At 71.5% G+C, this 24,544-nt stretch carries 26 protein-coding genes and 1 tRNA gene; 11 read left to right on the forward strand and 16 right to left on the reverse strand.

The window, feature by feature from the left end; genetic code table 11:
• The first annotated feature begins 11 nt into the window (after positions 1-11).
• Positions 12-908 carry an SGNH/GDSL hydrolase family protein gene (locus tag ABEG17_RS05360; RefSeq protein WP_406833135.1) on the forward strand — a complete coding sequence of 299 codons (897 nt, stop codon included), beginning with the start codon at positions 12-14 and terminating at the stop codon, positions 906-908.
• A 45-nt stretch (positions 909-953) separates the two neighbouring features.
• Here the strand turns inward: ABEG17_RS05360 and ABEG17_RS05365 are convergent, their stop codons facing one another.
• Positions 954-2,114 carry an alpha/beta hydrolase gene (locus tag ABEG17_RS05365; protein WP_406832254.1) on the reverse strand — a complete coding sequence of 387 codons (1,161 nt, stop codon included), beginning with the start codon at positions 2,112-2,114 and terminating at the stop codon, positions 954-956.
• 178 nt (positions 2,115-2,292) lie between these two features.
• On the opposite strand from ABEG17_RS05365, the gene ABEG17_RS05370 reads away from it, so the two are divergent.
• Positions 2,293-2,733 carry a VOC family protein gene (locus ABEG17_RS05370; protein WP_406832255.1) on the forward strand — a complete coding sequence of 147 codons (441 nt, stop codon included), beginning with the start codon at positions 2,293-2,295 and terminating at the stop codon, positions 2,731-2,733.
• A 10-nt stretch (positions 2,734-2,743) separates the two neighbouring features.
• Here ABEG17_RS05370 and ABEG17_RS05375 read toward each other — a convergent pair whose 3' ends face one another.
• Together ABEG17_RS05375 and ABEG17_RS05380 are read right to left on the reverse strand one after the other, a co-directional pair.
• Positions 2,744-3,034 (reverse strand): hypothetical protein, encoded by a 291-nt coding sequence (locus ABEG17_RS05375; protein ID WP_406832256.1) that lies wholly within the window; start codon positions 3,032-3,034, stop codon positions 2,744-2,746.
• Positions 3,035-3,143: 109 nt separating this feature from the next.
• Positions 3,144-3,800 carry a glycoside hydrolase domain-containing protein gene (locus tag ABEG17_RS05380; protein WP_406832257.1) on the reverse strand — a complete coding sequence of 219 codons (657 nt, stop codon included), beginning with the start codon at positions 3,798-3,800 and terminating at the stop codon, positions 3,144-3,146.
• A gap of 170 nt (positions 3,801-3,970) precedes the next feature.
• Between ABEG17_RS05380 and ABEG17_RS05385 the strand changes: the two genes are divergently transcribed.
• Complete coding sequence (locus ABEG17_RS05385; protein ID WP_406832258.1) at positions 3,971-6,640, forward strand: ATP-binding protein; 2,670 nt, start codon at positions 3,971-3,973, stop codon at positions 6,638-6,640.
• Positions 6,641-6,770: 130 nt separating this feature from the next.
• Positions 6,771-7,022, forward strand: a complete 252-nt coding sequence (locus tag ABEG17_RS05390; RefSeq protein ID WP_406832259.1) for a DUF4242 domain-containing protein — start codon at positions 6,771-6,773, stop codon at positions 7,020-7,022.
• 106 nt (positions 7,023-7,128) lie between these two features.
• Here ABEG17_RS05390 and ABEG17_RS05395 read toward each other — a convergent pair whose 3' ends face one another.
• The 6 genes from ABEG17_RS05395 to ABEG17_RS05420 all read right to left on the reverse strand — a co-directional run bounded on the left by ABEG17_RS05395 (position 7,129) and on the right by ABEG17_RS05420 (position 11,257).
• Positions 7,129-8,043 carry an ATP-binding protein gene (locus tag ABEG17_RS05395; RefSeq protein WP_406832260.1) on the reverse strand — a complete coding sequence of 305 codons (915 nt, stop codon included), beginning with the start codon at positions 8,041-8,043 and terminating at the stop codon, positions 7,129-7,131.
• Between the two features lie 10 nt (positions 8,044-8,053).
• The gene (locus ABEG17_RS05400; RefSeq protein WP_406832261.1) at positions 8,054-8,656 is read right to left on the reverse strand and encodes a GNAT family N-acetyltransferase; all 603 of its coding nucleotides are present in this window, start codon (positions 8,654-8,656) and stop codon (positions 8,054-8,056) included.
• Between the two features lie 65 nt (positions 8,657-8,721).
• Complete coding sequence (locus ABEG17_RS05405; RefSeq protein WP_406832262.1) at positions 8,722-9,507, reverse strand: polysaccharide deacetylase family protein; 786 nt, start codon at positions 9,505-9,507, stop codon at positions 8,722-8,724.
• 216 nt (positions 9,508-9,723) lie between these two features.
• Positions 9,724-9,796: transfer RNA gene (locus tag ABEG17_RS05410), tRNA-Ala, on the reverse strand.
• Between the two features lie 130 nt (positions 9,797-9,926).
• Positions 9,927-10,748, reverse strand: coding sequence for a zf-HC2 domain-containing protein (locus ABEG17_RS05415; protein WP_406832263.1), 822 nt, complete (start codon positions 10,746-10,748; stop codon positions 9,927-9,929).
• Positions 10,745-11,257 carry a sigma-70 family RNA polymerase sigma factor gene (locus tag ABEG17_RS05420; RefSeq protein ID WP_406832264.1) on the reverse strand — a complete coding sequence of 171 codons (513 nt, stop codon included), beginning with the start codon at positions 11,255-11,257 and terminating at the stop codon, positions 10,745-10,747. The genes ABEG17_RS05415 and ABEG17_RS05420 overlap by 4 nt, the downstream gene beginning before the upstream one ends.
• 162 nt (positions 11,258-11,419) lie before the next feature.
• Between ABEG17_RS05420 and ABEG17_RS05425 the strand changes: the two genes are divergently transcribed.
• Positions 11,420-11,860: a DUF2231 domain-containing protein gene (locus ABEG17_RS05425; RefSeq protein ID WP_406832265.1), complete on the forward strand. Its 441-nt coding sequence runs from the start codon at positions 11,420-11,422 to the stop codon at positions 11,858-11,860.
• A gap of 22 nt (positions 11,861-11,882) precedes the next feature.
• Here the strand turns inward: ABEG17_RS05425 and ABEG17_RS05430 are convergent, their stop codons facing one another.
• From ABEG17_RS05430 to galU, 6 genes are read right to left on the reverse strand one after another with little or no spacing between them, the layout of a single operon-like run.
• Positions 11,883-12,956: a hypothetical protein gene (locus ABEG17_RS05430; protein WP_406832266.1), complete on the reverse strand. Its 1,074-nt coding sequence runs from the start codon at positions 12,954-12,956 to the stop codon at positions 11,883-11,885.
• A 10-nt stretch (positions 12,957-12,966) separates the two neighbouring features.
• A complete protein-coding gene (locus tag ABEG17_RS05435; protein ID WP_406832267.1) occupies positions 12,967-13,641 on the reverse strand; it encodes a GNAT family N-acetyltransferase in 675 nt (224 codons plus the stop codon).
• A 7-nt stretch (positions 13,642-13,648) separates the two neighbouring features.
• Complete coding sequence (locus ABEG17_RS05440) at positions 13,649-14,131, reverse strand: molybdenum cofactor biosynthesis protein B (protein WP_406833136.1); 483 nt, start codon at positions 14,129-14,131, stop codon at positions 13,649-13,651.
• Positions 14,132-14,175: 44 nt separating this feature from the next.
• On the reverse strand, positions 14,176-14,607 hold the full coding sequence (moaC, locus tag ABEG17_RS05445) for a cyclic pyranopterin monophosphate synthase MoaC (RefSeq protein ID WP_406833137.1): 432 nt from the start codon (positions 14,605-14,607) through the stop codon (positions 14,176-14,178).
• Between the two features lie 41 nt (positions 14,608-14,648).
• Complete coding sequence (gene glp / locus ABEG17_RS05450) at positions 14,649-15,869, reverse strand: gephyrin-like molybdotransferase Glp (protein ID WP_406832268.1); 1,221 nt, start codon at positions 15,867-15,869, stop codon at positions 14,649-14,651.
• Positions 15,866-16,786 (reverse strand): UTP--glucose-1-phosphate uridylyltransferase GalU, encoded by a 921-nt coding sequence (galU, locus tag ABEG17_RS05455; protein ID WP_406832269.1) that lies wholly within the window; start codon positions 16,784-16,786, stop codon positions 15,866-15,868. Before galU ends, glp begins: the two co-directional genes overlap by 4 nt.
• A 63-nt stretch (positions 16,787-16,849) precedes the next feature.
• Here galU and ABEG17_RS05460 point away from each other — a divergent pair, with 63 nt between their 5' ends.
• Positions 16,850-17,392 carry a 5-formyltetrahydrofolate cyclo-ligase gene (locus tag ABEG17_RS05460; RefSeq protein ID WP_406832270.1) on the forward strand — a complete coding sequence of 181 codons (543 nt, stop codon included), beginning with the start codon at positions 16,850-16,852 and terminating at the stop codon, positions 17,390-17,392.
• Here ABEG17_RS05460 and ABEG17_RS05465 read toward each other — a convergent pair.
• The gene (locus ABEG17_RS05465) at positions 17,389-20,103 is read right to left on the reverse strand and encodes a penicillin acylase family protein (protein WP_406832271.1); all 2,715 of its coding nucleotides are present in this window, start codon (positions 20,101-20,103) and stop codon (positions 17,389-17,391) included. The two genes, ABEG17_RS05460 and ABEG17_RS05465, sit on opposite strands and share 4 nt — an antisense overlap.
• 47 nt (positions 20,104-20,150) lie before the next feature.
• Between ABEG17_RS05465 and ABEG17_RS05470 the strand changes: the two genes are divergently transcribed.
• The 5 genes from ABEG17_RS05470 to mscL all read left to right on the forward strand — a co-directional run bounded on the left by ABEG17_RS05470 (position 20,151) and on the right by mscL (position 24,459).
• Entirely contained in the window at positions 20,151-21,806 is a 1,656-nt protein-coding gene (locus ABEG17_RS05470; RefSeq protein ID WP_406832272.1) for a potassium/proton antiporter, read from the forward strand.
• 135 nt (positions 21,807-21,941) lie between these two features.
• Complete coding sequence (locus ABEG17_RS05475) at positions 21,942-22,295, forward strand: FmdB family zinc ribbon protein (protein ID WP_406832273.1); 354 nt, start codon at positions 21,942-21,944, stop codon at positions 22,293-22,295.
• Between the two features lie 128 nt (positions 22,296-22,423).
• Positions 22,424-23,257: an S-methyl-5'-thioadenosine phosphorylase gene (locus tag ABEG17_RS05480; RefSeq protein ID WP_406832274.1), complete on the forward strand. Its 834-nt coding sequence runs from the start codon at positions 22,424-22,426 to the stop codon at positions 23,255-23,257.
• A 9-nt stretch (positions 23,258-23,266) separates the two neighbouring features.
• Positions 23,267-23,959 (forward strand): SAF domain-containing protein, encoded by a 693-nt coding sequence (locus tag ABEG17_RS05485; RefSeq protein WP_406832275.1) that lies wholly within the window; start codon positions 23,267-23,269, stop codon positions 23,957-23,959.
• A 137-nt stretch (positions 23,960-24,096) separates the two neighbouring features.
• The gene (gene mscL, locus ABEG17_RS05490) at positions 24,097-24,459 is read left to right on the forward strand and encodes a large conductance mechanosensitive channel protein MscL (RefSeq protein ID WP_406832276.1); all 363 of its coding nucleotides are present in this window, start codon (positions 24,097-24,099) and stop codon (positions 24,457-24,459) included.
• The last annotated feature ends 85 nt before the right edge of the window (positions 24,460-24,544 follow it).

Below are 24,544 nucleotides of genomic sequence, written 5' to 3' on the forward strand. Positions count from 1 at the left end.
GGATGTCGAGAATGGATGCGGCCACCGGCCGACCCCGCGTGCGTCGAACCACGACTCTGGTCGCTGTGCTCGTGGCCGTCGTCCTGGCCCTCGCTGCCTGCGCGACCGGAGGGTCGCACAGCACTACGGTGGGCAGCTCTGCCCCCTCTTCCTCTGCGTCACCCTCGAGCTCGTCGCCCACGACCGTCTCTCCCTCGAGCACCACGGGAGCCGACAGAGGAGTCTCCAGGGCCTCGGCACGGCCGCTCGTCGTCACCGGTCTGGGCGACTCCGTCATGTCGGGGACTGCCTGCAACTGCGAGCCGTTCATCTCCACGTACGCCACAGCCCTCGGAGCGCATCAGCACGTCCCCGCCAAGGTGACCAACCTCGGCAAGCCCGGGCTCACCGTGTCCGGGCTCGCGAAGCAGCTGGACACCGAAAGCACCCTCCAGGCGCTCGCGTCGGCTTCGGTCGTCGTCGTCACGATCGGCGCCAACGACCTCGGTCCCCTCGTGGACCGCTGGCGCAACGGCGACTGCAGCGACCAGTGCGTCAGTGACGCCACCACGGGACTCAGCGCCCCCCTCGATGCCGTGCTCACACGGATCAAGGCCGCGGCGCCTGACTCAGCACAGATCCTCGTGACGACCTACTGGAACGTCTTCGAGGACGGAGCCGTCGCGGACGCGGACTACGGTCCGGGTTTTGCGTCGTGGAGTGATGCGGTCACCCTCGCCGCGAACGCCCAGATCTGCCGTGCCGCCGACCTGATCGGCGCCCCCTGCGTCGACCTGTACGTGCCTTTCAACGGCAGCGGGAGCAAGGACCCGACGCCGCTGCTCGCCGAGGACGGGGACCATCCCAACGCGGCCGGGCACGATGCCATCGCCAAGGCCCTGCTCGCCGCCACGGCGCCGACGCCCTGACCGTCCGGATCGCCTGACAGCAGCCGCGTTCCGCGACGCTCGGCGTCAGGCGGATGCGGCGTGAAGGTGCTTGGACAGCCAGTCCAGGGCGGGTCCGATCACCGTCGACCAGCTGTGGAAGTTGTGCCCCCCACCGGGGATGATGACCGACGAGACGCTCATGGGCGCCTTCACCAGGGACAGGAAGTGGCGCGTGTCGGTGATGCCCGTGTGACCACGCTCGGCCGTCCCGATCGTCGCGAGGACGGAGACGGGTGGCGGCGGCTGGTGCGCGAGCAGCCACTCGGGGCTGTTGAGGTCGCGCAGGACCTGCGAGCCACCCCACAGGTCGCCCGTCGTGCTGTCACGGAGCGTGTGGTAATACCCGGAGAGGGACACCGCCGTGGTGAAGACGTCCGAACGCATCATGGCGAGCTTCACGGCGCAGTACCCACCGGTCGAGTCGCCCATCGCACCCCAGCCCAGGGGCCGCACCCGGTAGACGGACTCGACGGCGGACGGCACGTCCTCTGACAGGTAGGTCAGCGCCTGCGGACCACCGGGCACGTCGGTGCACTCGGTGTCGCGGGGTGGCGCCACCGTCGGCCGAAGCATGACCAGCACCATCGGGCCGGCCCCCCGCCGCCTGAGCTCGGCGAGAAGTGCATCCGGATAGTGCTGTCGAGCAACGAGATTCGTCACCACTCCTGGGTAACCGGTCATGACCTCGACGGCTGGGAACGATCGGTGGACGAACGCGGGCTGGAAGTACTCCGGCGGGAGGTAGACCAGGGCCTCGTTCGTGAGCGCGCTCCGGGCACCCTGGACGATGACGGAGTCCACCCGACCCCGGGTGGCCCACTGCGCGCGGGTGGACCACGCCGTCGGGCCGTTGCGCACCGATGCGCGAGCAGCCGCCGCGCCCACCTGACGCTGCTGCGGTGCCCTGCCTGCGTGGGTGGGTGGCAGCGTGACCGCCGCCCGGGTCGACCCGCCGAGGAGGTCCGACCATGATCCGTAGAAGTAGCCGTAGTTGTTGGCGCCGGCGGCGAGCAGGAGCACCACGAGAGCCTGCGTGGTGCCGATGAGCAGGACCCGCTGGGCCACCCGCACGGGCCGCGGGCCCCTCACCCTCGACCACCCGACCACGAGGACGAGGACGACCACGACAAGGGCCGAGCCAAGGAGGACCTCCAGGGGCCAGCCCAGGAGCGGCACGACCACCACCTCGTCTCGTTGACGCGTCTGCGTCCCGGCAGCAGGAGCACGGCGCCCTGCGTCTCTTCGAGGTTCTCGCACTCCACCTGTGAGCCCGCTGAGGGATCGAGCGACGCTCCGGCCCGGCGAGGTCTGGTCGGTGACACCACCTCGGCGTAGCGTGAACGCACCGGCACTGGGAGGCGTCATGGCGAACCTCGTCGTCCACTTCGAGATCCACGCATCGGAGCCGCAACGGCTCATCGACTTCTACGGACAGCTGCTCGGGTGGAGGTTCACGCAGTTCGGCGACATGCCCTACTGGTCCATCCAGACCGGTGACGGCGCCATCGGCATGGACGCGCCGGGCCACGGCATCAACGGCGGTCTCACCCAACGACGCGGGCCGGCACCGGAGCGGGGGGCGCCCGTCAACGGTGCCGATGTCGTGATCGGTGTCGAGGGCAGCGTCGACGACGTGTTCCGCAAGGGGTTGGAGCTCGGAGCCTCTGAGGCCGTCGCACTTCAGGACATGCAGGGAGTGGGACGGGTGGGTTACCTGCTCGACCCGGACGGGAACGTCTTCGGCCTCATCTCGCCGCTGCTGTCCGACGGCACCCAGGCGATGTCCGGTCAGTCGTCCCCCTGAACCGTCAGGCCTACTCTCGCCTGGCCGCCGCGTCGTCCCTGGCCGCTGCGTCGTCCGGCACGGTGGATGCGGTGCGGACGCTGTCGTAGAGGGCCTCCGCCGCATCGTGCCGTGACGTGAACGACTCCGGGAGCGCCTGCCCGCCGAGTCCGATCGCGCTGTAGGCGATGGGGGTCTCGAGGTCGAGCTTCATCCTCGACCGCCAGTCCCGCTGGACCACGACCCGGCCCAGCAGGGTCGTGCCCACATACACCTCCTCGGCCCGCGAGTATCGAACTCGCCCGAAGGTGAAGTACGTCATCGGAGCCCCCGGCAAGACGTGTCCATGAAGGTGATGGTCACAGTCGACGGGGCCGACGACCTCCCCTAGATGTACTGACACCAAAGGGGTGGTCGTCCTGGTCGACACATCAGTGCAGCCGCGCGTTGAACTCGGCCTGAACAGCCTTGGCGTCGCATCCAGCTGCGGTCAGTCGCTTGATCCTCTCCGGTCCATTGCCCCACTTGCCGGCGATGACCTCACTTGCGAGCTGAGCCACTGACTTCTTGAGGTGAGCGACGCGCGCAGATCCGTCGGACACGAGCACGGCGCTGTCCGCGACGTTGATGTCGACGTCCAGCCCGCGAACCCTGCAGGGGTGGTTGCCGAACTCACCGGCGTACTGCCAGGCCCGCTGGCCGGCGTTCGACCACATGCCGTTGGGCATGCCGGTCGCCTTGTGTGGGTCGAGACCCTGGTCGGCCTGATGGGTGATCCAGGAGGCGACCCAGACCCAGTCCGGTCTGACAGCCCGCTCGGCCAGCCGTATCAGGGCCCGGGGGTTGGAGTACACCCCTGGCCGGAGCCCTTCAGCTCGGACCGCGTGACACCACCCGCTGGCGTAGTCGAGCGACGCGCTCGGCGCCGCGTCGAAGGTCTTGCCCTCGAGGTCCAGGCACAGCGAGACCCCCGCGGCTGCATACCCGAACTGTGCCGCCTTGGTGCAGGCATCCCTGCCGTCGTGTTCGCCGCTGCGGCCCGGTCCAGCCCGTGCACAGCCATGTCGACCCCTCAGTTCTCCCCGCATCAGTGCTTCGTACCCCGCCTCCGTTCCCTGCTGCGCGGACCTGCGTATTCAGCGTGGCACCGTCACGTGGGCTGCGGTAGGGCGAGCTCACAGGCCGTGCGACTCATCGAGATGCCGACGACGGCCGAGCCACCCCGGCTCTAGGCTGCAGCGGAGGGCTGGAGGCCGGCATGGACCCGTCGTTCTTGGAGCGTGACTCCCAGGTCGACGCCGTCTTGGCGTATGCCGCCGAGGCGGACGAGGGCAGCGGACGGCTCGTGCTCGTCCAGGGTGAGGCGGGAGCCGGCAAGTCCACACTCGTCGAGATGGTCGAGACCCTGCTCCCGACCGCCACCTGGCACTGGGGTGCCTGCGACGGCCTCTTCACCCCGATCCCCCTCGCGCCGCTGCGTGACATCGCCGAGAGCATCGGCGGCCGGCTGCTGGCGGCGTCACGAGGCGACGCCACCCGCGAGGTCCTCTTCGCCGCGCTGCTCGAGTCGGTGCGAGCCGACCGAGGACTCACCGTGCTGGCCTTCGAGGACGCGCAATGGGCCGACGAGGCCACCTTGGACCTCCTGCGCTTTCTCGGGCGCCGCATCCAGCGGGAGCGAGCCCTGCTGCTCGTCACCTTCCGCGAGGAGGATCCCGCATCCTCCAGCCGGCTCCGCGCCGCACTCGGCGAGCTCTCACGCCAGCGGGGTACACGCCGAGTCGCCCTGCCGCCGCTCTCCCCCGCAGCAGTGACGCAGCTCGTCGGCGACACCGGCTTGGACCCCGCCGAGGTGCACCGGCTCACCGGCGGGAACGCCTACTTCGTTGCCGAGGTCGTCCGCGACGCCGGACAGGGCCTTCCCGCCTCGGCGCGGGATGCGGTGCTGGCCCGCGCCGCGCACCTGGCCCCGCCAGCCCGCGAGCTGCTCGACGTCGCCGCGCTCGCCGGCAACCGCGTCGACCCGATGCTCCTGGGCGCGGTCACCGACGCGCCCGAGGTCACCTTGATGACCCTCGCCGATGCCGGGTTGCTCGTCACCGACGGCCGCGCGCTGCGGTTCCGGCACGAGATCGCCCGCCTGGCTGTCGCGGATGCGGTGCCCGAACCACGGCGCGCCACCCTCCACGCCCGCCTGCTGGCGGCGTTGCTCGAACGCGACGCCGGTGACGACGCGCGGCTTGCCTTCCACGCCGCCGGCGCCGGCGACACCGCCGCCGTCGTCCGGTACTCGCGGGCGGCCGCCCAGCGCGCCACCACGCTCGCCTCGCACGCAGAGGCCGTCGAACACCTGCACCGGGCCCTGGCCGCCGGCACCCGACTCGGCCTCGACGCGCACAGCCGCGCCGGGCTGCTCGACGACCTGTCCACCGAGCTCGGCCTCGTCGACCGGTGGGCGGAGGCCGAGCACTGGCGGGCCGAGGCGGTCGGCCTCTGGCGGGGTCTCGACGACCCGCTGCACCACGGCGACTCGCTCCGCAGGCACGCTCGCGCGCTGTCCCGCCTGGCCCGGGGAGCCGAGGCCCGGCAGGCACTCGACCAGGCGCTCGCCGTGCTCGAACCCCTCGGGCCGACGGCCGCCCTCGCCCGGGCCGTGGAGTACCTCGCCGCGGTGCACTGGCACGGCGGCGCCAACACCGAGGCGATCGAGGCGTGCGATCGCGCTGCGGCCCTGGCGGAGCAGCTGAACCTGCCCGACGTGCTGAGCGACGTGCTCAATACCCGCGCCTGCTCGATGCTGTCGCTCGGGCGGGACTGGGTGCCGACCATGCAGCGCGCGCTCGACGTGGGCCTGGAGGCCGGGTGCGACGAGCAGGTGGGCCGTGCCTACATGAACTACTACGGCGGCCTCGTCGGGGACGGGCGTGTGGCCGAGGGAGAACAGGTGTACCGCGACGGAATCACCTTCTGCGAACAGCGCGAGGTGGTCACCGCCGCCAACTTCCTGGTGGCCAACCGCATCATCGCCCTCGAGGAGAACGGCCGCTGGGAGGAGGCCGTCACCACCGGACGCGCCCACCTCGACGACCCCACCGTCTCCCCGGTGCGCCGGCTCGGCGCGATGCTCAGCCTCGCCAGGATCGGCATACGACGCGGCGACTCCGACGCCGAGCGAATGCTCGACGAAGGCCTGGCCATCGCCGAGGGCACCCAAGAGCCGCAGTGGCTCGTCCCCTTTCGACTCCTCGACGTCGAGCGACACTGGGTCGGCCGCCGGCCGGGCCGAGCCCGGGAGGCCGTTCTCGGGGCACTCGCCGCCGCCGCTCTGGCACCGGCCGACACCCGCATCACGGGCAGCGCCGCCGTGTGGGCCCACCGCTTCGAGGTGCCACACACCGACGCCTCGCCGGTGCCGGAGCGGTGGGAGGCCGAGCTGCGGGGCGACCTCGCACGCGCCGTCAGCGGGTGGGATGCGGTGAGCTCGCCCTACGACGCGGCCCTCGTTCTCGCGTTCTCACCCTCGACAGAGGACCAGATCGAGTCGCTGCGCCGCCTTGACGCCCTGAACGCCACCGCTGTCGCCGCCGTCGTGCGGCGCAGGCTGCGCAAGGCCGGAGTGCGCTCACTGCCCGGGCCCCCGCGCCCCACCACCCTGGAGCACCCCGCGGGGTTGACCAGCCGCGAGCAGGAGGTGCTCGTGCTGCTCGGCCAAGGATTGAGCAACGATGAGATCGCCGTCGCCCTGGTCATCTCGACCAGGACCGTCGCCCACCACGTGTCAGCCGTGCTCGGAAAGCTCGGCGTGACCGGGCGGCGGGGGGCCGTCGCCGAGGCGCGAGGGCGGGGACTGCTCCCGCCCGACGGGTCGGGGACGGGAAACACAGCGGCGGGCCGAACACTGCCTGCGCCCCGGCCGCGCGACGTCTGATCGTGCCGGCACCTGCCCGGCAAAGATGGGTATGCGTCCGCGCCAGATGGGTAGCGACTGCCGATGGCCCCTGGGTCGCGCGCTCCTAGCGTCGTCGGTGTCAGAACCACACCACACCAAGGAGCACCACATGCCACTGTTCATGGACGTCCACACCCTCGACGGCGGGGTTGCGCTCGCCGATGTCGCCAACGCGCACACGGCCGACCTGCACAAGCAGGGCGACCACGACGTCAACTACCTGCGCTACTGGGTCGACGAGGGCCAGGGCAAGATCTTCTGCCTGGTCGAGGCGCCCGACAGCGAGGCCGCCAACACCGTGCACCGCGAGGCCCACGGACTCGTCGCCGAGGCCATCTACCAGGTCCAGGAAGGTTCCTGATGCGTCGTCGAGGCGACTTCGCGACGGCGCGGACGGCGACCGCACGGTTCCACTGAACCAGCGCCCGACGTGAGGCTCCGGTCGGTTCGCCGACCGGAGCCTCTCGTCAACCGACGGGCGAGTGCGTCGGCTCCAGGACGAACCAGACCGTCATCCCGCCCGAGTCCAGCTCCGAGCCCCACCGGGCGGACGTCCCGGCGACCAGCTGCAGGCCGCGTCCGTGCACGGCCAGGGGGTCCGTCGCGACGTGGCTCGGGTCGACCAGCACGCTCGAACCGCCGTCCCGAACGGTCGTCGTCAGGACACCGCCGTCGAGCACGACCCGGACCTCACAACCGGTGGCGGTGTGGAGGATCGCGTTGGTGACCAGCTCGTTCAGGCACATGACCGCATCGTCGACGGTGCCCTCGTCGAGGTTCCACCCGTGCAGGGTCGTGTGGACGAAGTGGCGTGCCCCAACCACGGCGCGTGGGTCGGCACCGACGCGGTAGGTGGCGCAGAGGGCGCCGTCCGGGACCGGGCCGGACTCCAGCGCCCTGCTCGTGTGCGCCGTCGTCCGCTGGACTCGACGCAGGCTGCCGCCGAGCAGCGCGCCCAGGTGGCGCAGCTCGTCACGCTGGGCGGCGTCGAACGGCTGCGGCGCCTCGAAGAACACCACGAAACCGCCGAGCACGACGCCAGCGGCGACGATCGGCTGGCAGGCGATGGCGGTCGTCGTCGACGCCTGACGGTCGATGAACGCCGGGTAGCGGACGGCGAGGTCGTTCACCGAACCTGCGACCGGCTCGCCAGTGCGCACCGTGTGCGTCAGGGGGACGTCCTCGTACGCGTCGATCTCACACCACGGAAGCCAGCCCTCGCCGTCCCGGTCGCTGGCCGTGAAGAGCAGCCGGCGACCGCCGCCCTCGGCCAGGGCCAGCCCTGCACGGTGCACGGCGGCCAGCTTCGAGAGCGTCGACAGGGCGGATTTCGCCCAGTCCTCACCACCGGATGGCGGTCTGCCCGCGACCGTGTGCGTCACAGGGTGCAGCCTACGGCCGCCCACCTGCTCCGCGGCTCGATCTGCGCACGGCTGCCCGCCACTCCTCGTCGAGCAGGGCGTACATCATGCCGTCCAGCCACTGGCCGTTCCTGTGCAGCGAGTCCTTGCGGGCGTGCTGCTCACGCCGCATGCCGACGCGCTCCATCAGACGCCATGACGCCTCGTTCGCGGCGAAGCACTGAGCTATGACCCGGCGCACTCCAAGGCCCTCGAAGCAGATCCGCAGCACCTCACGGACGGCTTCGGTGGCATATCCCTGGCCGTTGTAGGTCGGGTCGAGCACATAGCCCACCTCAGCCAGGGTCCCAGCAGCTTGTGCGCGCACCTCTGTCTGCGACCACGGGTCCTGCACCTGGAGAAACAGGTCTCCGATGACCTTCCCGTCGACCTCGATGACGAGGGTGTTCGTCAGCCGTTCGGCAAACCTGGCTTCCCAGGCATCCGGGTCGGTCTCGTGCGTGGTGATCCACTCCGACACGTCCGGTCGGCTCCGGAAGGCGTAGGTCGGGAGCGCGTCGCGCGGCTCGGCAGGACGCAAGGACAGCCGCTCGGTGGACACCGGCCAGCTGAGGTCGGCGATGGTCGGCGGCATGACGCCATCGTGGCGCGCGGCAGTCTTCCCTGCCAACTGGTTTGCCGAGGGCTGGAGCGCCACCATCACGGACTCGATTCCCCGATGAGGTCGCTCAGCGTCACGAACCGCAGAGCCTTCGCAAGGACCGCTTCGAGGAGGTGCGGCAGCGCCTCGACCGAGGCGGACCTGTCGATGCTCTGCGGGTTCGGTCCGTCGAGGTGACCACCGTCGTGGGCCAGCAGGATCGACCCACGACGAACGCCTGCAGCCATGGTCGTGGCGGCAGCCGCGGGGCCGAGCTGCAGGTGCTTCTCCAGGCAGTCGCTCCAGAAGATGCTCCGCAGCCGGTGTCGAAGGGCCACGGATGCGACCGCAGGACTGGTCCACCCGTGGGGTGGCCGGAACAGTGCACTGGCCGGGGCTCCCACCGCGGTCAGGCTGCGCGCTCCGTCGAGAACCTGTGCCGCGACGACCCACTGCGGTTGCCGGTCCAGCCACAGGTGGTCCTGGGTGTGGTTGGCCACCTGATGGCCTCGGGCCAGGACCTCCCTGACCAGGTCGGGGTGTTGCGTGGCCAACCGCCCCACCATGAAGAACGTGGCACGTACGCCGTGATCCCCGAGGACGTCCAGCACCCGTGGGGTGGTGGCCGGGTCCGGGCCGTCGTCGAAGGTGAGGGTGACGACCGGTCGGCGGGTCACCACAGCGCTGATCGACCGCGGGTCCACCCGTTGGCGAGCTCGCATGCTGGCCGTCCGGGTCGTCTGGTTGCGGCCGTCGAGCCCCTCGGGCTGCTCGTCGCCCCACCAGGCCGCCGCACCCGTCCCCAGCATCCCCGACAGCGCCACCCTGCGCGTGACCTTCTCCACCCCTACAGCCCCCCGGCCCGATTGCTGCGGAGCGCTCCCGCTCCTCACCCCAAGCGTGGCACGCCGCGGCGCCACCGAACCCGGTTCCGGGGCATGGACACCGGACCGTGACCGAGTGGTTCCCGGGGTCACGAACGGGGCAGGTGGCGGAATGGCAAACGAAGAACCCCGCCCGGACCGGCGCGTTCGCGCGGGTCCGACGGGGTTCTCCAAGGGTGGAGCTGCGGGGATTCGAACCCCGGGCCTTCTCATTGCGAACGAGACGCGCTACCAACTGCGCCACAGCCCCTTGATGCGGACGAAACGATAACACCAGCAGCGCCCGTCATGGAAAACGGTACCCCGGTGCGCCGCCGCGAGCCCACGGCCCGGGCAGCTCGCCGCTCAGACGCCCCTCGGTGGGTCCGCCCCTTGCCAGGTCAGACGACCAGGGCCCGCATCACCGGGGTGTCGGTGTCGGCCAGCCGGATCTCGACGGCGGCGATCTGCGAAGTCCGCCACGGGGTGACCCCGGACGGGTGCATGATGCGCCCCGACCGGGCAGTCCAGTCCTTGACCTCCATCTCGCGGCCGTCCTTGCCCACCACCCAGATGGCGTATCGGACCCCTGTGTAGCCACCGTCGCCGGTCCCTCGTCGCGGCGCTCCCGAAGCGGTCGCGCCTGGAGCGGACGTGCCCGCCGAGGACGCGGTCCCCGACGTCGCGGCGTACTGGCACTCCACCCGCAACTCGGTCCCCGCACCCGTGGGGACGACGTCCACCACCGCGGTCATGGGCGAGGGTGCCACCGCCGTGAACGCCAACCGGCTCGGGCCGAGGGCGACCGTCGCAGGTGGGGCGCCCGGCGCGGCACCACGGGAGGCGGACACGGCATACCCGCCGACACCGCCGATGAGGAGGGCGGCGGCCGCCGCAGCGAGAGGTGCCAGCCACCGGCGGCGACGTTCCGCGAGCACCGAGGGCAAGAGCGGCATCAGCGACGCCGGGGGCTCCGGGACGACCAGCGGATCGGCGAACGGGCCGCCTGCCCCCTCGACCGCGCCGCTGCCGGACTCCAGCGCGATCGCCTCGGCCGGGCTGAGCTGTCCGAGCAGGCCCGGGAGGCCGGCGAGCTCGCCGACTGCGGCCCGGCACCGGGCACACCCGGCGAGGTGCTCCTCGTACTGCGCCCGGTCGTCTCCGGACAGGGCGCCGAGCACGTAGGCGGCATCCCACTCGGCGTACTGGTCGGTGTCGTTCATGCCCGGGTCACCCCCTTCTCCTGCAGGGCCAGTCGCAGGCTCCGCAGTCCGTAGTGGAGTCGCGACTTCACCGTGCCCTCGGGGATCCGCAGCTCAGCGGCGATCTCGGCCACCGTCCTTCCTTCGTAGTAGGCCGCCGCGACGACACGGCGGTGGTCCGGCGACAGCGATCCGAGGGCATCAGCGAGGAGCCAGCGGTCGAGCACCTCGCCCGTCCTGTCGGCGACCAGGGGGTTGACCCAGTCGAGACCGGAGACCTCGTGCCGGTTCGCGGCGCTGCGCCAGCGGTCCACGACCAGGTTGCGCACCACGGTGAAGAGCCAGGCCCTGGCCTGCGCGTCGCTGCGCCCACCGAGCTGGGGGTCGCGCCAGGCCCGCAACAGCGACTCCTGGACGAGGTCCTCGGCGACCTGGGGATCGCGGGTGAGCCGCAGCGCGAACCGCCACAGCTCTGGGGCATGTCGGTCGTGCAGGCCCTGGAGGGCCTCCTGCCGCTGACCTGCCTCCACCGCCACTCCTTGGTCGACCGATGCCGACATCGGTGATCCTCCCGTTCCTGATCCGTCGCGGTAAAGGACGAGATCACCGTCCCTAAGGTTCACCGGAGCACGGGTCGGGAGCTGGAGGCCGGACACGGTGAACGTCTGGGGCACCCTTCTCGTTCATCCCGCATGGAGATCAACGGTCTGCCTGCCCATGTCCTGCTGGTCCACCTCGTGGTGGTCGTGCTGCCCCTGACCTCCATGGCCGCGATCGTGGTGAGCGTGTGGCCCGCAGCGCAGCGGAAGCTGACGTTCCTCGTCCCGCTCGGTGCGGTGGTCGGGCTGCTGGCCGTCCCCGTGACGACCCGGGCCGGCACGGACCTCGCGAGGAAGCTGGGCGATCCGGCGTTCCTCGCCCACCACCGCTCGCTGGGCTCGATGGTCCTGCCCTGGGCGGCCGCCCTGGCCGTCACGACCATCGGGCAGTGGCTGATGCTGCGCCGCCCCCGGTCCGACAGCAGGCTCCGCCTGGTGGTGGCCGGGCTCGTCGTCGTCAGCGCGGTGGGCACCACGGTGATCGTCGCCCTGACCGGCGATGCCGGCGCCCGCACCGTGTGGGGCAACCGCTAGCCCGGCTCCGGGCCGAGAGGGCTCAGGCGCCGGCGACGCGGCGGACCGGCTCCTGCTCGTACCGTGCGTACTCGGTGTCGGCATCCCCCACGAGGTCGGCCGACGTGGGCGCAGGACGGGTCGCACGCGACTTCATCGTGTAGGTCGGGCGCGGCACCGGGACCGGGTCCCAGGTCAGCGGGATGTCGTCCTCGTCGACCAGCGGACGGGGAGCAGTCACCCTGGCAGACGCAGCCGGTGCGACGACCTCGTCCGGGCGGGACACGGGGGCCGCCGGAGCAGCGAGCTCTCGCTCGACCTGCTGGACGTCGTAGAGCTCGTCGCCTGCACGGCTGGCGACCGGCTCACCCTCGTCGGACGTGGGCGCCGCGGCCTCGGACGACGTGGTGGCCGCCGGGCTCTCGGGACGGCCTGCGGAACGGGACGGTGCACGGCCCGCGGCGGGGCGGGCGGCCTGGGTCCGACGAGCCGAGCCCTCATGGCCGCGCGCTGCCGGCCGTGCGTGGGGTCGGCGGGCGGCACGACGAGCGGCCTGCTCCGCGGCAACCACCTGGCGCAGCCAGACGAAGGCACCGGCGACGGCTGCCAGCGGGATGAGGACGCCGGCCCACGCGATGACACCGAAACCCGCCAGCGGGAGGGCGACGACGAAGGCGAGGAGGGCGACGAGGAGCGTGAGGCCGCGGACGGCGCGAGCCGGGCGGATCGGCGCAGCGGACTCGACGTCCCAGGTGTGGCCGTCGTCCGCGGGGGCGTTCGAGGCGGAGGCGGTGGATGCGTCGAAGGCAGGGGCGGATGCCGCAGCCGGGGTGACGGCACCCGACGGGGTCATCGTGAAGGTCGTGGTCTCGGCGCGCTTGACGAGCACCTGGGCGCGCACCGCGCGGGCCGGGCTCACGGCATACGAGGGGCGGGACGGGGTGGAGAGGTCGGTGGCGGGGAGCGGGGAGCGGCGCTCGAGGACCCGCATGGTCTCGGAGAACTGGTCGACCGAGTGCGCCGTGGCGAGGTGCTCACGGCGACGGACCCAGTACTGCACGAAGTAGGCAGCCCAAACGGCGATGATGACGAGGAAGATGAGACTGCTGGGCTGCACGGACACGACGTTATGTCCCGTGCGTGGGGCCCTCGGGGAGGTGGGGCGGTGTGTCGCCAATGTGACTGGTGTGATTGGTGTGCAATCGCTCCACGAGCGAGCTGCCACCGAGGTCCTCACGGGTCAGGGCGAAGGTGCGGTGGTCGCGCCACTGCCCGTCGATGTGCAGGTATGCCGCCCGCAGCCCTTCGTCGCGAAAGCCCAGCTTGCGCACGACGGCGAGGCTGTTGGTGTTCTCCGGCCGGATGTTGACCTCGAGCCGGTGCAGCCCCATCGGACCGAACGCATGGTCGCCGGCCAGGGCCAGGGCCATCGGCACGATGCCGCGCCCGGCCACCCCCTGGTCGACCCAGTACCCCGCCGACGTCGACAGCAGCGAGCCCCACGCGATGCCGAAGAGGACCACCTGACCGACGATCTGCCCCTCGGTGCGGATCGTGAACGGCATCATCCGGCCGGACCGGCCCTCGCGGTTGTAGTGCCGCACGAGGCTGGCGAACGACACCGGATGCGGGTTGTTCTCCGGCGCCGTGGCCTCCCAGGGGCCGAGCCACTCCCGGTTGACCGAACGGACCCGGACCCAGTCCTTGCGGTCGCGACGCCGCAACGGGTCGAGCACCAGGTCCTGGCCGGACACCGTCCGACCGTGCAGCTCGACGGGCCAGTGCGCCATCAGCTGGGCCACGACGACATCAGTGGTCGCCGCCTCGGATCTGCGAGAGGGCGTGGCGCAGCACGGGCTCGAGCACGGCTAGGCCGTCCTTGACCCCACCGGTGGACCCGGGCAGGTTGACGACGAGCGTCGGCCCGGCGACACCGGCGATCCCCCGCGAGAGCATCGCGGTCGGGACGCCGGCAGCCACGCCTGCTGCCCGGATGGCCTCGGCGATCCCGCTGACCTCGCGGTCGAGCAGCGGCCGGGTCGCCTCAGGGGTGCCGTCCGTGGGCGACAACCCGGTCCCGCCGGTGGTGATGAGCAGGTCGGGTTCGCTGGCGAGCACCGCCTTCAACGCCTTCCCCACCGTCGGGCCGTCGGGCACGACCGTCGGGTCGCCGACCTCGAAACCCCACTCGCGCAGGGCCGTCACGACCAGCGGACCGCCACGGTCGGGGTAGACGCCGTTCGCCGCGCGGGTGGAGCACGTGATGACGAAGGCCCGCGGCGACTCCGGCACGCCCTCGGTCGCCCGCGTGGGGTCGGCGGCCGGCGCCTCGTGGCTCACGGCTCCTCCACCCAGTCGCCTGAGCGGCCACCGGACTTGGCGACGACCCGGACGTCGGTGATGCGGGCGTGCTTGTCGACGGCCTTGACCATGTCGATGAGCGCCAGGGCTGCGACGGCGACCGCGGTGAGGGCCTCCATCTCGATGCCGGTGCGGTCGGCGGTGCGGACGGTCGCCCGGATGTCGACGCCGTCATCGGCGACGTCGAGGTCCAGGGCCACGCCGTGCACCGCGATCGGGTGCGCCAACGGGATCAGCTCGGGGGTTCGCTTGACCGCCTGGATGCCCGCGAGGCGCGCGACGGCGAGCGCATCACCCTTGGGGACGTTGCCGTCACGCAGCGCACCGATCGCCTTGCCCGACAACAGGACCCGCCCGGCGGCACTGGCCTGCCTCGCCGTGACCTCCTTGGCCGAGACGTCGACCATGTGGGCCGATCCATCCTCACGGACGTGGGTGAGCCGGTCGTTCACTGACCCTCCCGACCCAGCAGGGGCAGGCAGTCGAGGGCGTCACCCTCGGCGATCTGGGTGACGTCGGCGGGGATGACGGCGAGGGCATCGGCCGCGGCGAGGGCGCCGAGCATGTGTGAGCCCTGGCCTCCGGCGAGACGGGCCCGGTCGTCGTCGAGCACGACCCTCATGAACTCCATCTTGCCCGGCACCGAGGTGAACGGCTCCGCTGCGACGGCCGGCACGTAGCCCGGCGGGAAGGACGGCTCGGGCCGGCCGGCCATCGCCCGCAGCGCCGGGGCCACGAACACGTGGAAGGACACCAGTGCGCTCACGGGGTTGCCGGGCAACGTGAAGACCGGCACCTGCTCCTCACCGAGGACGCCGAAACCTTGAGGCATGCCGGGGCGCATCGCCACCTTGTCGAACTGCACCGTCCCGACCCGGGACAGCACCTCCTTGACGGTGTCGAACGCCCCCATCGAGACCCCACCGGTGGTGATGATCGCGTCGGCCCGCACCAGCTGGCCCTCGAGGGTCGCCATGAGCGTGCGGGCGTCGTCGGCGACCCCGCCGACGCGGTATGGCGTCGCCCCGACCGAGGTCACCGCGGCGGTGAGCATGACCGAGTTGGAGTCGACGATCTGGCCGAACCGGGGGGTCTGGCCGACCTCGACGAGCTCGTCACCCGTGGAGATCACGACGACGCGCGGCCGCGGGACGACCCGCACCCGCGCGACCCCGGCCGCGGCGAGCAGGGCGATCTGGCCCGGCCCGAGCAGGGTGCCGCTGCGCAGGACGACCACACCCTCCTCGACGTCCTCGCCGACCTCGCGCACGTGCTGGCCGACCACGGACGCAGCGCGGATGGCGACCTTGACGACCCCGCCGTCGGTGTTCTCGACGGCGACGACGGCGTCGGCCCCCCGTGGCATGGGGGCGCCGGTCATGATGCGCATGGTCTGGCCCTGGGCCAGGGACAGGGCGTTGGTGTTGCCCGCAGCGATGTCGTTGACGACCGGCAGGACCACCGGGTGCTCGTCGCTGGCGCCGACGACGTCCGCGGCGTGCACGGCATACCCGTCCATCGCGGAGTTGGTGAAGCCGGGCAGCGACCCGCGCGCCTTGACGTCCTCGGCGAGGACGCACCCCTGGGCGTCGAGCACACCCTGCTCGAAGGGCCTGATGACCTGGACGGTCTCGAGGATCCGGGTGAGGTGCTCCTCGACGGAGATCACTGGGAGGCGGCCTTCGCGTCGCGGCGCTCCTCCGCGAAGTCGTCGAGCCAGCCGCCGAAGTCCTTGCCCAGCTCGCTGTGGTCGAGCCCGAGACGGACCACGGCCTTGAGGTAGTCGAGCCGGTCGCCGGTGTCGTAGCGACGACCCCGGAAGACCACGCCGTGCACGCCGCCGCCGGGCTCGCTCGAGGCGGCCAGCGTCTGGAGCGCGTCGGTCAGCTGGATCTCGCCACCGCGACCGGGCGGGGTCTGCTCGAGCACCCCGAACACCGACGGGTCGAGGATGTAGCGGCCGATGACGGCGAGGTTGCTGGGCGCCTCCTCGGGGTCGGGCTTCTCGACCAGCCCGGTGATGCGCACGACGTCGCCGTCGACGTCGTCGAACGCGGCACAGCCGTAGAGGTGGACCGACTCCGGCGGCACCTCGAGGAGGGCCACGACGCTGCCGCCCTTCTCCTCGCGGACCCGCAGCATCTCCTCGAGCAGGTGGTCGCGGGCGTCAATGAGGTCGTCACCGAGCAGCACCGCGAACGGGTTGTCGCCGACGTGCTCCTTGGCGACGTGCACGGCGTGGCCGAGCCCCTTGGGCTGGCCCTGTCGGACGAAGTGCACCTTCATCGCCGCCGACTCACGCACCCGTTCGAGGCGGTGCAGGTCGCCCTTGGCCTCGAGCGCCTGCTCGAGCTCCCACTGGTGGTCGAAGTGGTCCTCCAGTGCGGCCTTGTTGCGACCGGTGATGATGAGGACGTCGTCGAGACCGGCGCGGACCGACTCCTCGACGACGTACTGGATCGCCGGCTTGTCCACGACCGGGAGCATCTCCTTCGGGGTGGCCTTGGTGGCCGGAAGGAAACGGGTCCCGAGTCCAGCTGCGGGGATCACGGCCTTGGTGACAGGTCGGGCGGGCTGGCTGCTCATGCTTCCCACCCTATTCGGCCAGCGCGCTCGCGGCTCGGCCGCAGGTCCGGGCACGATGGGACCATGGACAAAGTCATGGTCCGTGGGCAGCTGCGACGGCTGCGAGACGAGCGGGTGCCCAGTCGCGACCGGGCAGCGGACGCGGAAGCGATTGCGCTCAGCGCCCTCCAGGCCGCCCACGAGGCCGGCGTCGGACCCGGTGACTGGGTCGCGGCCTACGAGTCGATGGCGACCGAACCACCCACGCAGGCGCTGGTCGCGGCGTTCCTGGCCCGCGGGATCAGGGTGATGGTGCCCGTCACGAAGCCCGACTGGGACCTCGACTGGCGCGAGGTGGGCACCGAGTCGCCGCTGGGGCTCGAGGCGATCGGCAGGGCGTCGGTGGTGTTCGTCCCCGCGCACGGGGTGGACGCCCGCGGCACGCGGATCGGCCAGGGCAAGGGCTGCTACGACCGCGCCCTGCCCCGCACCGCAGCGACGCTCGTCGCCGTGGTGCATCCGTGGGAGGTGGTCCTCGACCGGGACCTCCCTCGCGAGCCGCACGACCGCCCCGTCGACGCCGTCATCGCCGCCGGGACCGGGCTGCGGCGGCTGCCGGCCGGCTAGTTCGTGGAGGTGTCGGGGACCAGCACGAGCTTGTCGCCGCCCACGTGCTCGACCGCCTTGCGGCTGAACGGCCAGTCGTAGAGCTCGTTCTTCGCCCACGCCTCCGACTGGTCGTCGTAGTGGTCGGAGTAGGCGTGACCGCTGTTGCCGGTCTGGTTGACCCAGCGCGACCGGTCGAGGTCGGAGAAGTCGAGCACCATCCGCATCGACGGCGCCCAGTCGACCTTGAACGCCTTGGAGCGGTTGGCGTCGTCGAGACCCTGGCTGGCGTCCCAGCCGTTCGCGTTGACGATGGCCGAGCCACCGGGCAGCTCGATCGGGCCGCGGTTGAACAGCATCCGCACCAACCCGGGGACGTCGTCGCCACCGAGCACCTGGTGCTGGAGGGTCAGCGTGTGCAGCTCGCCCCACTGCCAGTCCGAAGGGTCCTTGCCGAGCTCACGGGTCAGGTCGAGACGGGCGTCCACCAGGGCCTTGCGCAGGATCTCGGACTGCCCCTCGGCCACCCCGGCGGTCCGCTTGTCGTCCCACCACGCCGAGCGCGGCTTGGCCAGCAGCTGGGTCATCGCCTGCATCCACTGGTCGCCGCCGTCGGCCCGCAGGTCGCTGGGCAGCTCGTCGTCGAAGGTCAGGTCGAGCAGGCTGGACCAGACGGCGTTGTAGTACGCGGCGGCCGCGCCGGCATCGCTCGCCCCCACCGGCATCGTGTAGTCCCAGTGCCGCAGGAGGTCCTGCGCCTGCTTGGTGAAGTCGTCACCACCGAGGTCGACCTTGAGCAGCGCCTTGACCAGCGTCGGGGCGAACTCGCTGCGCACGTCGCCCTGGATGTGCGACATGGCTGCGGGCGTGACCTTGGTGTTCTTCTCCAGCAGCGAGCGGATGCGCTGGCTACGGAACCCGTAGTCCCACTCGGTGGTGAGGAACGGCGACCCGCTCTCGGTGACGGCCTGGTTGGCCGCGACGATGAACCCCTCTGGCGGGTTGTAGGTCCACGGCATCTGCTCGAAGGGCACCTTGCCCTTCCAGTCCCAGGAGGAGACCCAGCCCGGGCGGATCCAGAACCCGGGCGCGCTGTCCATGTAGCGGCTGCGGATCGGTATGGAGCCGGGAGCCTGGTAGCCGATGTTGCCGGCCGTGTCGGCGTAGAGGAGGTTCTGCGCCGGGACCGCGAAGTGCCTGGCCGCTTCCCGGAACTGCTGGAAGTTCTGGGCCGTGTTGAGCCCGAAGATGGCGTCGGCGGTCTGGTTGACCTCGATGCCGGTCCACTGCAGGGCGACCTCGTAGCTGCCGGGACTGGTGCGGCCGTTGACCGGTGGGCTGTCGCCGGCCCGGGCGACCGTGCCGAGGGCGTCGGAGAGGATCGGGCCGTGCGTGGTGCTGCGGACGGTGATCGTCTGCTCGCCCCCACCGCCGATCTTGATCGTCTCGGTGCGCATCGTCAGCGGCACCTGCTTGCCGTCGCGCAGGTAGGTGTTGCCACGCACCTGCTCGAGGAAGAAGTCGCTGACGTCGGGCCCGAGGTTGGTGAAGCCCCAGCCGATCGACTGGTTGTGGCCGATGACGACACCGGGCAGCCCGGCGAACGAGTAGCCGGCCACGTCGAAGGGACAGCTGCTGCTCACCGACCGGCAGTGCAGGCCGACCTGGTACCAGATGCCCGGGATGCTGACCCCGAGGTGCGGGTCGTTCGCGAGCAGGGGCTTGCCGGTGCTGGTGCGCGAGCCGCCGACGACCCAGGAGTTGGAGCCGATGCCGTCGCCGCGCCCCATCGTGACCGGGACCGAGTTCAGGGCCTTGGTCACGGCGGCATACGCCTGCTCGGCGGACGGGCTCGTCTCGGCTGCGAGCTCCGGGCTCTTCGCCTTGCTCGCCTTGCTCGCCTTGCTCGCCTTGCTCGCCTTGCTCGCCTTGCTCGGCGTGGTCGCCGTGGGGGCCTCGGTCGAGGCGAAGGGGAGGGCTGAGTTGGCGGAGCCGTTCGAGGCGTTGGACGTGGTCGAGGACCAGTCCTGGCCGGACAGGATCGGCTTGTGGCTGTCGTAGGGGTAGGGCGGGTAGAGCTCGCTGATCTGGCTGAGCGGCATGGTGCCGGCGAGCCGGGCCCGCGTCAGCTCGTCGCTGTAGTCGCCGCGCAGGTCCCACGCCATCGCCTTGAGCCAGGCGAGGGAGTCGGCCGGGGTCCAGTCCTCGACGCGGTAGTCGGGGACCTTCTGGCCGAGGACGACGTACTCCAGCGACATCTTCGAGGGGGTGCCCTGCTGGTGGATGTAGGCGTTGACCCCGTCGGAGTAGGCCTGCAGGTAGCGCCGGGTCTCGGGCTTGAGCGTCGGCAGCTCGGCCTCGGCGACGCGCCGCCAGCCCAGCGTGCGGATCACGCGGTCGGTCTCCAGGCCTCCCTCACCGACGAGCTCGGAGAGGCGGCCGGAGGTGATGTGGCGACGCAGGTCCATCTCGAAGAACCGGTCCTGGGCGTGCACGAAGCCCTGCGCCCGGAACAGGTCGTCGGCGTTGTCGGCGTAGATCTGCGGGATGCCCTGGTCGTTGCGGATGACGTCGACCTTGCCCTGCAGACCCGGGACCTTGACCTCTCCCTCGGTGACCGGGAACGGACGCCGCACCCAGGTCACGGCAAGGACCGCGACCACTCCGAGGACGACGACCAACAGGGCGGCCACGGCGATGGCAGAGCGACGAACGAGAATGGCGCGAGACACGATGCGAGACTATCCGCACCACTGACCAGCGAAGGACGTGACAGCCCGTGCACGCAGGACTCCCCTCGCTCGTCCTCGACGGGGGTTCCGCGGGCTTCACGCTGCACGACCTGACCCCGGCCCTGCTCGTCGGCTCCCTGGTCCTGCTCGTCTCGGTGGCCGCCGTCCGCCTCTCGGTGCGGTCCGGTCTGCCGTCGCTGCTGATCTACCTCGGCATCGGCCTGGCCATCGGCGAGGCAGGCTTCGGGCGGATCGAGTTCGACTCCAACGAGCTCACCCAGGTCCTCGGGTACGCGGCCCTCATCCTCATCCTCTCCGAGGGCGGGCTCAGCACGCGGTGGGAGGGGATCCGACGCTCGGTCGGCCCGGCCGCCGTGCTGTCAACGGTCGGGGTCATCGTCTCGGTGGCCGTCGTCGCCGTCGCGGCACGGTTCGTGCTGCACCTGGACTGGAACACCGCCCTCCTCGTCGGGGCCATCCTGTCCTCCACCGACGCCGCCGCCGTGTTCTCCGTGCTGCGCCGGGTGCCGCTCCCCCGCCGGATCACCGGGATGCTCGAGGCCGAGTCCGGCTTCAACGACGCCCCCGTCGTCATCCTCGTCACCGCCCTCGCCGCCCGCAGCGCCAACCCCGCCGATGCCGAGGGCTGGTTCACGCTGCTGTTCAAGGCCATCGTCGAGCTCGGCGTCGGTGCGGCGATCGGGCTGGCCGTCGGGTGGCTCGGCGGCCAGTTCATGCGCCGGGCCGCGTCGGGCTCGTCGGGTCTGTTCAGCATCGGTGTGGTCGCCCTGACCGTCCTCGCGTATGCGGCCGCGGCCAGCGTGCACGCCAGCGGCTTCATCGCCTGCTACCTCGCCGCCCTCGTGCTCGGCAACCTCCGCCTCCCGCACGGGCCGGCCGTCCTGGGGCTCTCCACCGCCTTGGGCTGGTTGGCCCAGATCGGGCTGTTCGTCCTGCTCGGCCTGCTGGCCTCCCCCAGCAAGATGGGCGAGCAGGTCCTGCCCGCCATCGTCATCGGGCTGGTCCTGCTCCTCATCGCCCGGCCCCTGTCGGTGATCGCCTCGGCCACGCCGTTCGGGATCGGTTGGCGCGACCAGGTCTTCCTCTCCTGGGCAGGGCTGCGCGGCGCCGTACCGGTCGTTCTCGCGACGGTCCCCCTCACCGTCGGCGCCAAGAACGTCGACTGGATCTTCGAGCTCGTCTTCGTGCTCGTCATCATCTTCACCATCGTCCAGGCGCCGACCTTGCCCTGGGTGGCGGGGCGGCTCGGCATCGTCGAGGACCACACCACCCTCGACCTGGCCGTGGAGGCCACGCCGCTGGAGGACATGGGCGCGGAGATGCTGCAGGTCACGGTCGGGCCGGCCTCCAAGCTGCACGGCGTCGAGATCTTCGAGCTGCGCCTGCCCCAGGGCGCCAACGTCACCCTCGTGGTGCGCGACGACAAGGGGTTCGTGCCCCAGCTCAACACAGTGGTGCGTCGGGGCGACCAGCTGCTCATCGTCACGACGGCGGAGTCACGGACCAAGGCGGAGAAGCGCGTCCGTGAGGTCAGCCTGCACGGTCGCCTCGCCGGTTGGGCCACCGGAGGGCGGCGCGCCCCCACGCTCGCCGCAGCACCGGCGGGCGTGCCGGCCTCGGTCACCGAGACCGGTCGCGCCATGGCCCGACGGCTGGGCGAGCGCCTCGGCGGGAAGAAGTAGGGCCCGGGCGGCCTTATAGTTGGCAGTCGACCCGCCACAGTGCCAGCCCACCGGCCGGCCGCGCGCGGGTCAGCCCCTCTCGACGCCCCTGCATCATCCGAGCCGCCACGCGGCCGCAACACCTTGGAGGACCCCGTGCCGACGTACTCCTACGCCTGCACCGAGTGCGACCACCGTTTCGACGCGGTGCAGTCGTTCAGCGACGACTCCCTCACCGTCTGCCCCGAGTGCCAGGGCCGCCTGCGCAAGGTGTTCAGCGCGGTCGGTGTCGTGTTCAAGGGTGGCGGCTTCTACCGGACCGACTCCCGCAGCGGCTCGTCCGCCTCGATGCCCGCAGGCAAGAGCGACTCGGGGTCGAGCAGCGCCGGCGATTCCGGCGCCTCCTCGTCGTCCAGCTCCGACTCCAGCTCGTCGTCGAAGGGCTCCGGCGAGAAGAAGGCCGGCGCCTCGAGCTCGTCCGCCAAGGTCGCCGACGGCTCGGCCGCCTGACCCCGCCCCACCTCCGTCGACACCGACGACGCCCGCTCCTGTGCACAGGGGCGGGCGTCGTCGATGGGGCGTCCACAGGCCCCGTCTCCGCAGTGTCGGCACCGTCGCTGCTGCGTAGGCTGGCCGACATGACCTCAGGGCAGCGCGCAGACCTCGGCCTCATCGGCGGCTCGGGTTTCTACGAGTTCTTCGACCAGGCCGACCGGATCAGCGTGAGCACGCCGTTCGGTGACCCCAGTGACGACCTCGTCGTCGGTGACGTGGGTGGGCGGCGGGTCGCGTTCATCGCCCGCCACGGCCAGGGGCACCGCTTCCCGCCCCACCGGGTGAACTACCGGGCGAACCTCTGGGCCCTGCGCTCGGTCGGCGTCCGCCAGGTCCTCGCCCCCTGCGCGGTGGGATCGCTGCGCCCCGAGCTCGGGCCCGGCACCGTGGTGGTCCCCGACCAGGTCGTCGACCGCACGTGGGGCCGCGAGCACACCGTGTATGACGCGCCGGGTCCGGTCGTGCACGTCGGGTTCGCCGACCCCTACTGCCCGCGAGGGCGCGAGGTCGCGATCGAGGCCGCACGGGGCGCGCAGATGGAGGTCGCCGAGGCGGGCACCCTCGCGGTCATCAACGGCCCGCGGTTCTCGTCCAAGGCGGAGTCGGCCTGGCACCAGCAGGCGGGATGGACCGTCGTCGGGATGACGGCCATGCCCGAGGCCGCCATCGCGCGCGAGCTGGCCATGTGCTTCACGACGATCGCCCTCGTCACCGATCTCGACGCCGGGGTCGACGGCGGCGAGGCCGTCACCCACTCGGAGGTGCTGGCAGTCTTCGGACGCAACGTCGACCGCCTCAAGTCCGTGCTCCGCTCCGCGCTGGCCGCGATGCCGGCGGCGGAGCCGGACGAGACGGCGAGCTGCTCGTGCCGACGCGCGCTCGACGGAATCACCCTGCCGTTCACCCTCCCGGCCTGAGCTGACGACATGCTGCCGACCGCCGGGCGAGCGCTGGCCGACTGGCTGCGTGGTCCCGGCCGTCGCCGTGAGTGGCGGCGGCGGGTGCTGCGGCGGGCCCTGGCCGCCGCCTGTGCCGTGGCGGTCGTCCTGGGCATCGTCGCCGTCGCCCGCGCACCCCGGGGCGGCACCCTCACCCCGGTCGTCGTCGCCGCGCGTCCCTTGGCCGTGGGTGAGATCGCCACGCCTGACGCCCTGCGGATCGTCCTGTTCCCGGCGACCCTCGTGCCGGACGGCGCTGCGACAGCAGTGGCCCAGGTGGTCGGACGCCCGCTGACCGCCACCCTCAACCGCGGCGAGCCGGTGACCACCGACCGAGCGAGACCGTCCAGCGTCCTCGCGGGGCAGCCGATGGACCTGCTCGCCTTCCACGTGACCATCCCGGACGCGCGGTCGGTGTCGATGGTGCGCCCGGGCGACCGGATCGACCTCGTCGGCCCGGTAGGGGTCGTGGCGCGCAGCGCCCCGGTGCTGGCGGTCGACCCCGTCTTCACCACCGACTTCGGGGCGGTGCTCAACGGGCCCGGCTCCTCCAGCGGCGACAACCTCGAGGGGGTCGGCCTCACCGTCGCCGTCGACCAGCCGACGATCCTCGACCTCTCCGCCACCCAGCAGGATGCCCTCGGGCGACCGCAGCTGTCCCTCGTGCTGCGCTCGCGCTGAGGTCCCGCTGAGGTCGCGCCGGGATGCTGGACGTCCGGCGGCTCAGGAACCCGAACCGGTCAGGCACTGACGAACCGGGCGCAGGTCGCTAGCGTGGCCCCACTGCTCCACTCACCAAGGGAAAGGGTCGGGATCCCATGAAGGGCTTCAAGGACTTCATCATGCGGGGCAACCTCATCGAGCTTGCCGTCGCGTTCGTCATAGGCCTCGCGTTCGCGGCCGTGGTCAAGGCGTTCACCGACATGTTCGTGGCGATCCTGGGCAAGCTCGGGGGCTCGCCCAACTTCGACACCTACCACCCGGGCGATGTTCCCGTCGGCGCCTTTCTCACCGCCCTCGTCGCCTTCCTCATCACGGCCGCGGTCATCTACTTCTTCGTCGTGAAGCCGTACGAAGCGGTCAAGTCCCGCTACGCCAAGGCCGACGAGGTCGATGCCGCACCCGACGAGAGCGTCATCCTGCTCCGCGAGATCCGGGACTCCCTCAACCGCCCCATCTGAGCAGCACCGCACGACGAAGGCGCCGGACCCACAGGGGGTCCGGCGCCTTCGTCGTGTCCTGTCGGTGACCAGCCCGACCCGGCGA

The sequence above is a fragment of the Pedococcus sp. KACC 23699 genome, assembly GCF_045348425.1.
GTDB lineage: Bacteria > Actinomycetota > Actinomycetes > Actinomycetales > Dermatophilaceae > Pedococcus.

Excerpts from the sequence above, each read along its gene's own strand:
- ABEG17_RS05460 (WP_406832270.1), top strand. The coding sequence starts at position 16,850 with ATGGACAAAGTCATGGTCCGTGGGCAGCTGCGACGGCTGCGAGACGAG.
- ABEG17_RS05400 (WP_406832261.1), bottom strand. The coding sequence starts at position 8,656 with ATGCCGCCGACCATCGCCGACCTCAGCTGGCCGGTGTCCACCGAGCGG.
- ABEG17_RS05385 (WP_406832258.1), top strand. The coding sequence starts at position 3,971 with ATGGACCCGTCGTTCTTGGAGCGTGACTCCCAGGTCGACGCCGTCTTG.
- moaC (WP_406833137.1), bottom strand. The coding sequence starts at position 14,607 with ATGGTCGACGTCTCGGCCAAGGAGGTCACGGCGAGGCAGGCCAGTGCC.
- ABEG17_RS05375 (WP_406832256.1), bottom strand. The coding sequence starts at position 3,034 with ATGACGTACTTCACCTTCGGGCGAGTTCGATACTCGCGGGCCGAGGAG.
- ABEG17_RS05425 (WP_406832265.1), top strand. The coding sequence starts at position 11,420 with ATGGAGATCAACGGTCTGCCTGCCCATGTCCTGCTGGTCCACCTCGTG.
- ABEG17_RS05485 (WP_406832275.1), top strand. The coding sequence starts at position 23,267 with ATGCTGCCGACCGCCGGGCGAGCGCTGGCCGACTGGCTGCGTGGTCCC.
- ABEG17_RS05415 (WP_406832263.1), bottom strand. The coding sequence starts at position 10,748 with ATGAACGACACCGACCAGTACGCCGAGTGGGATGCCGCCTACGTGCTC.
- ABEG17_RS05370 (WP_406832255.1), top strand. The coding sequence starts at position 2,293 with ATGGCGAACCTCGTCGTCCACTTCGAGATCCACGCATCGGAGCCGCAA.
- ABEG17_RS05360 (WP_406833135.1), top strand. The coding sequence starts at position 12 with ATGGATGCGGCCACCGGCCGACCCCGCGTGCGTCGAACCACGACTCTG.
- galU (WP_406832269.1), bottom strand. The coding sequence starts at position 16,786 with ATGAGCAGCCAGCCCGCCCGACCTGTCACCAAGGCCGTGATCCCCGCA.
- ABEG17_RS05480 (WP_406832274.1), top strand. The coding sequence starts at position 22,424 with ATGACCTCAGGGCAGCGCGCAGACCTCGGCCTCATCGGCGGCTCGGGT.
- mscL (WP_406832276.1), top strand. The coding sequence starts at position 24,097 with ATGAAGGGCTTCAAGGACTTCATCATGCGGGGCAACCTCATCGAGCTT.
- ABEG17_RS05380 (WP_406832257.1), bottom strand. The coding sequence starts at position 3,800 with ATGCGGGGAGAACTGAGGGGTCGACATGGCTGTGCACGGGCTGGACCG.
- ABEG17_RS05390 (WP_406832259.1), top strand. The coding sequence starts at position 6,771 with ATGCCACTGTTCATGGACGTCCACACCCTCGACGGCGGGGTTGCGCTC.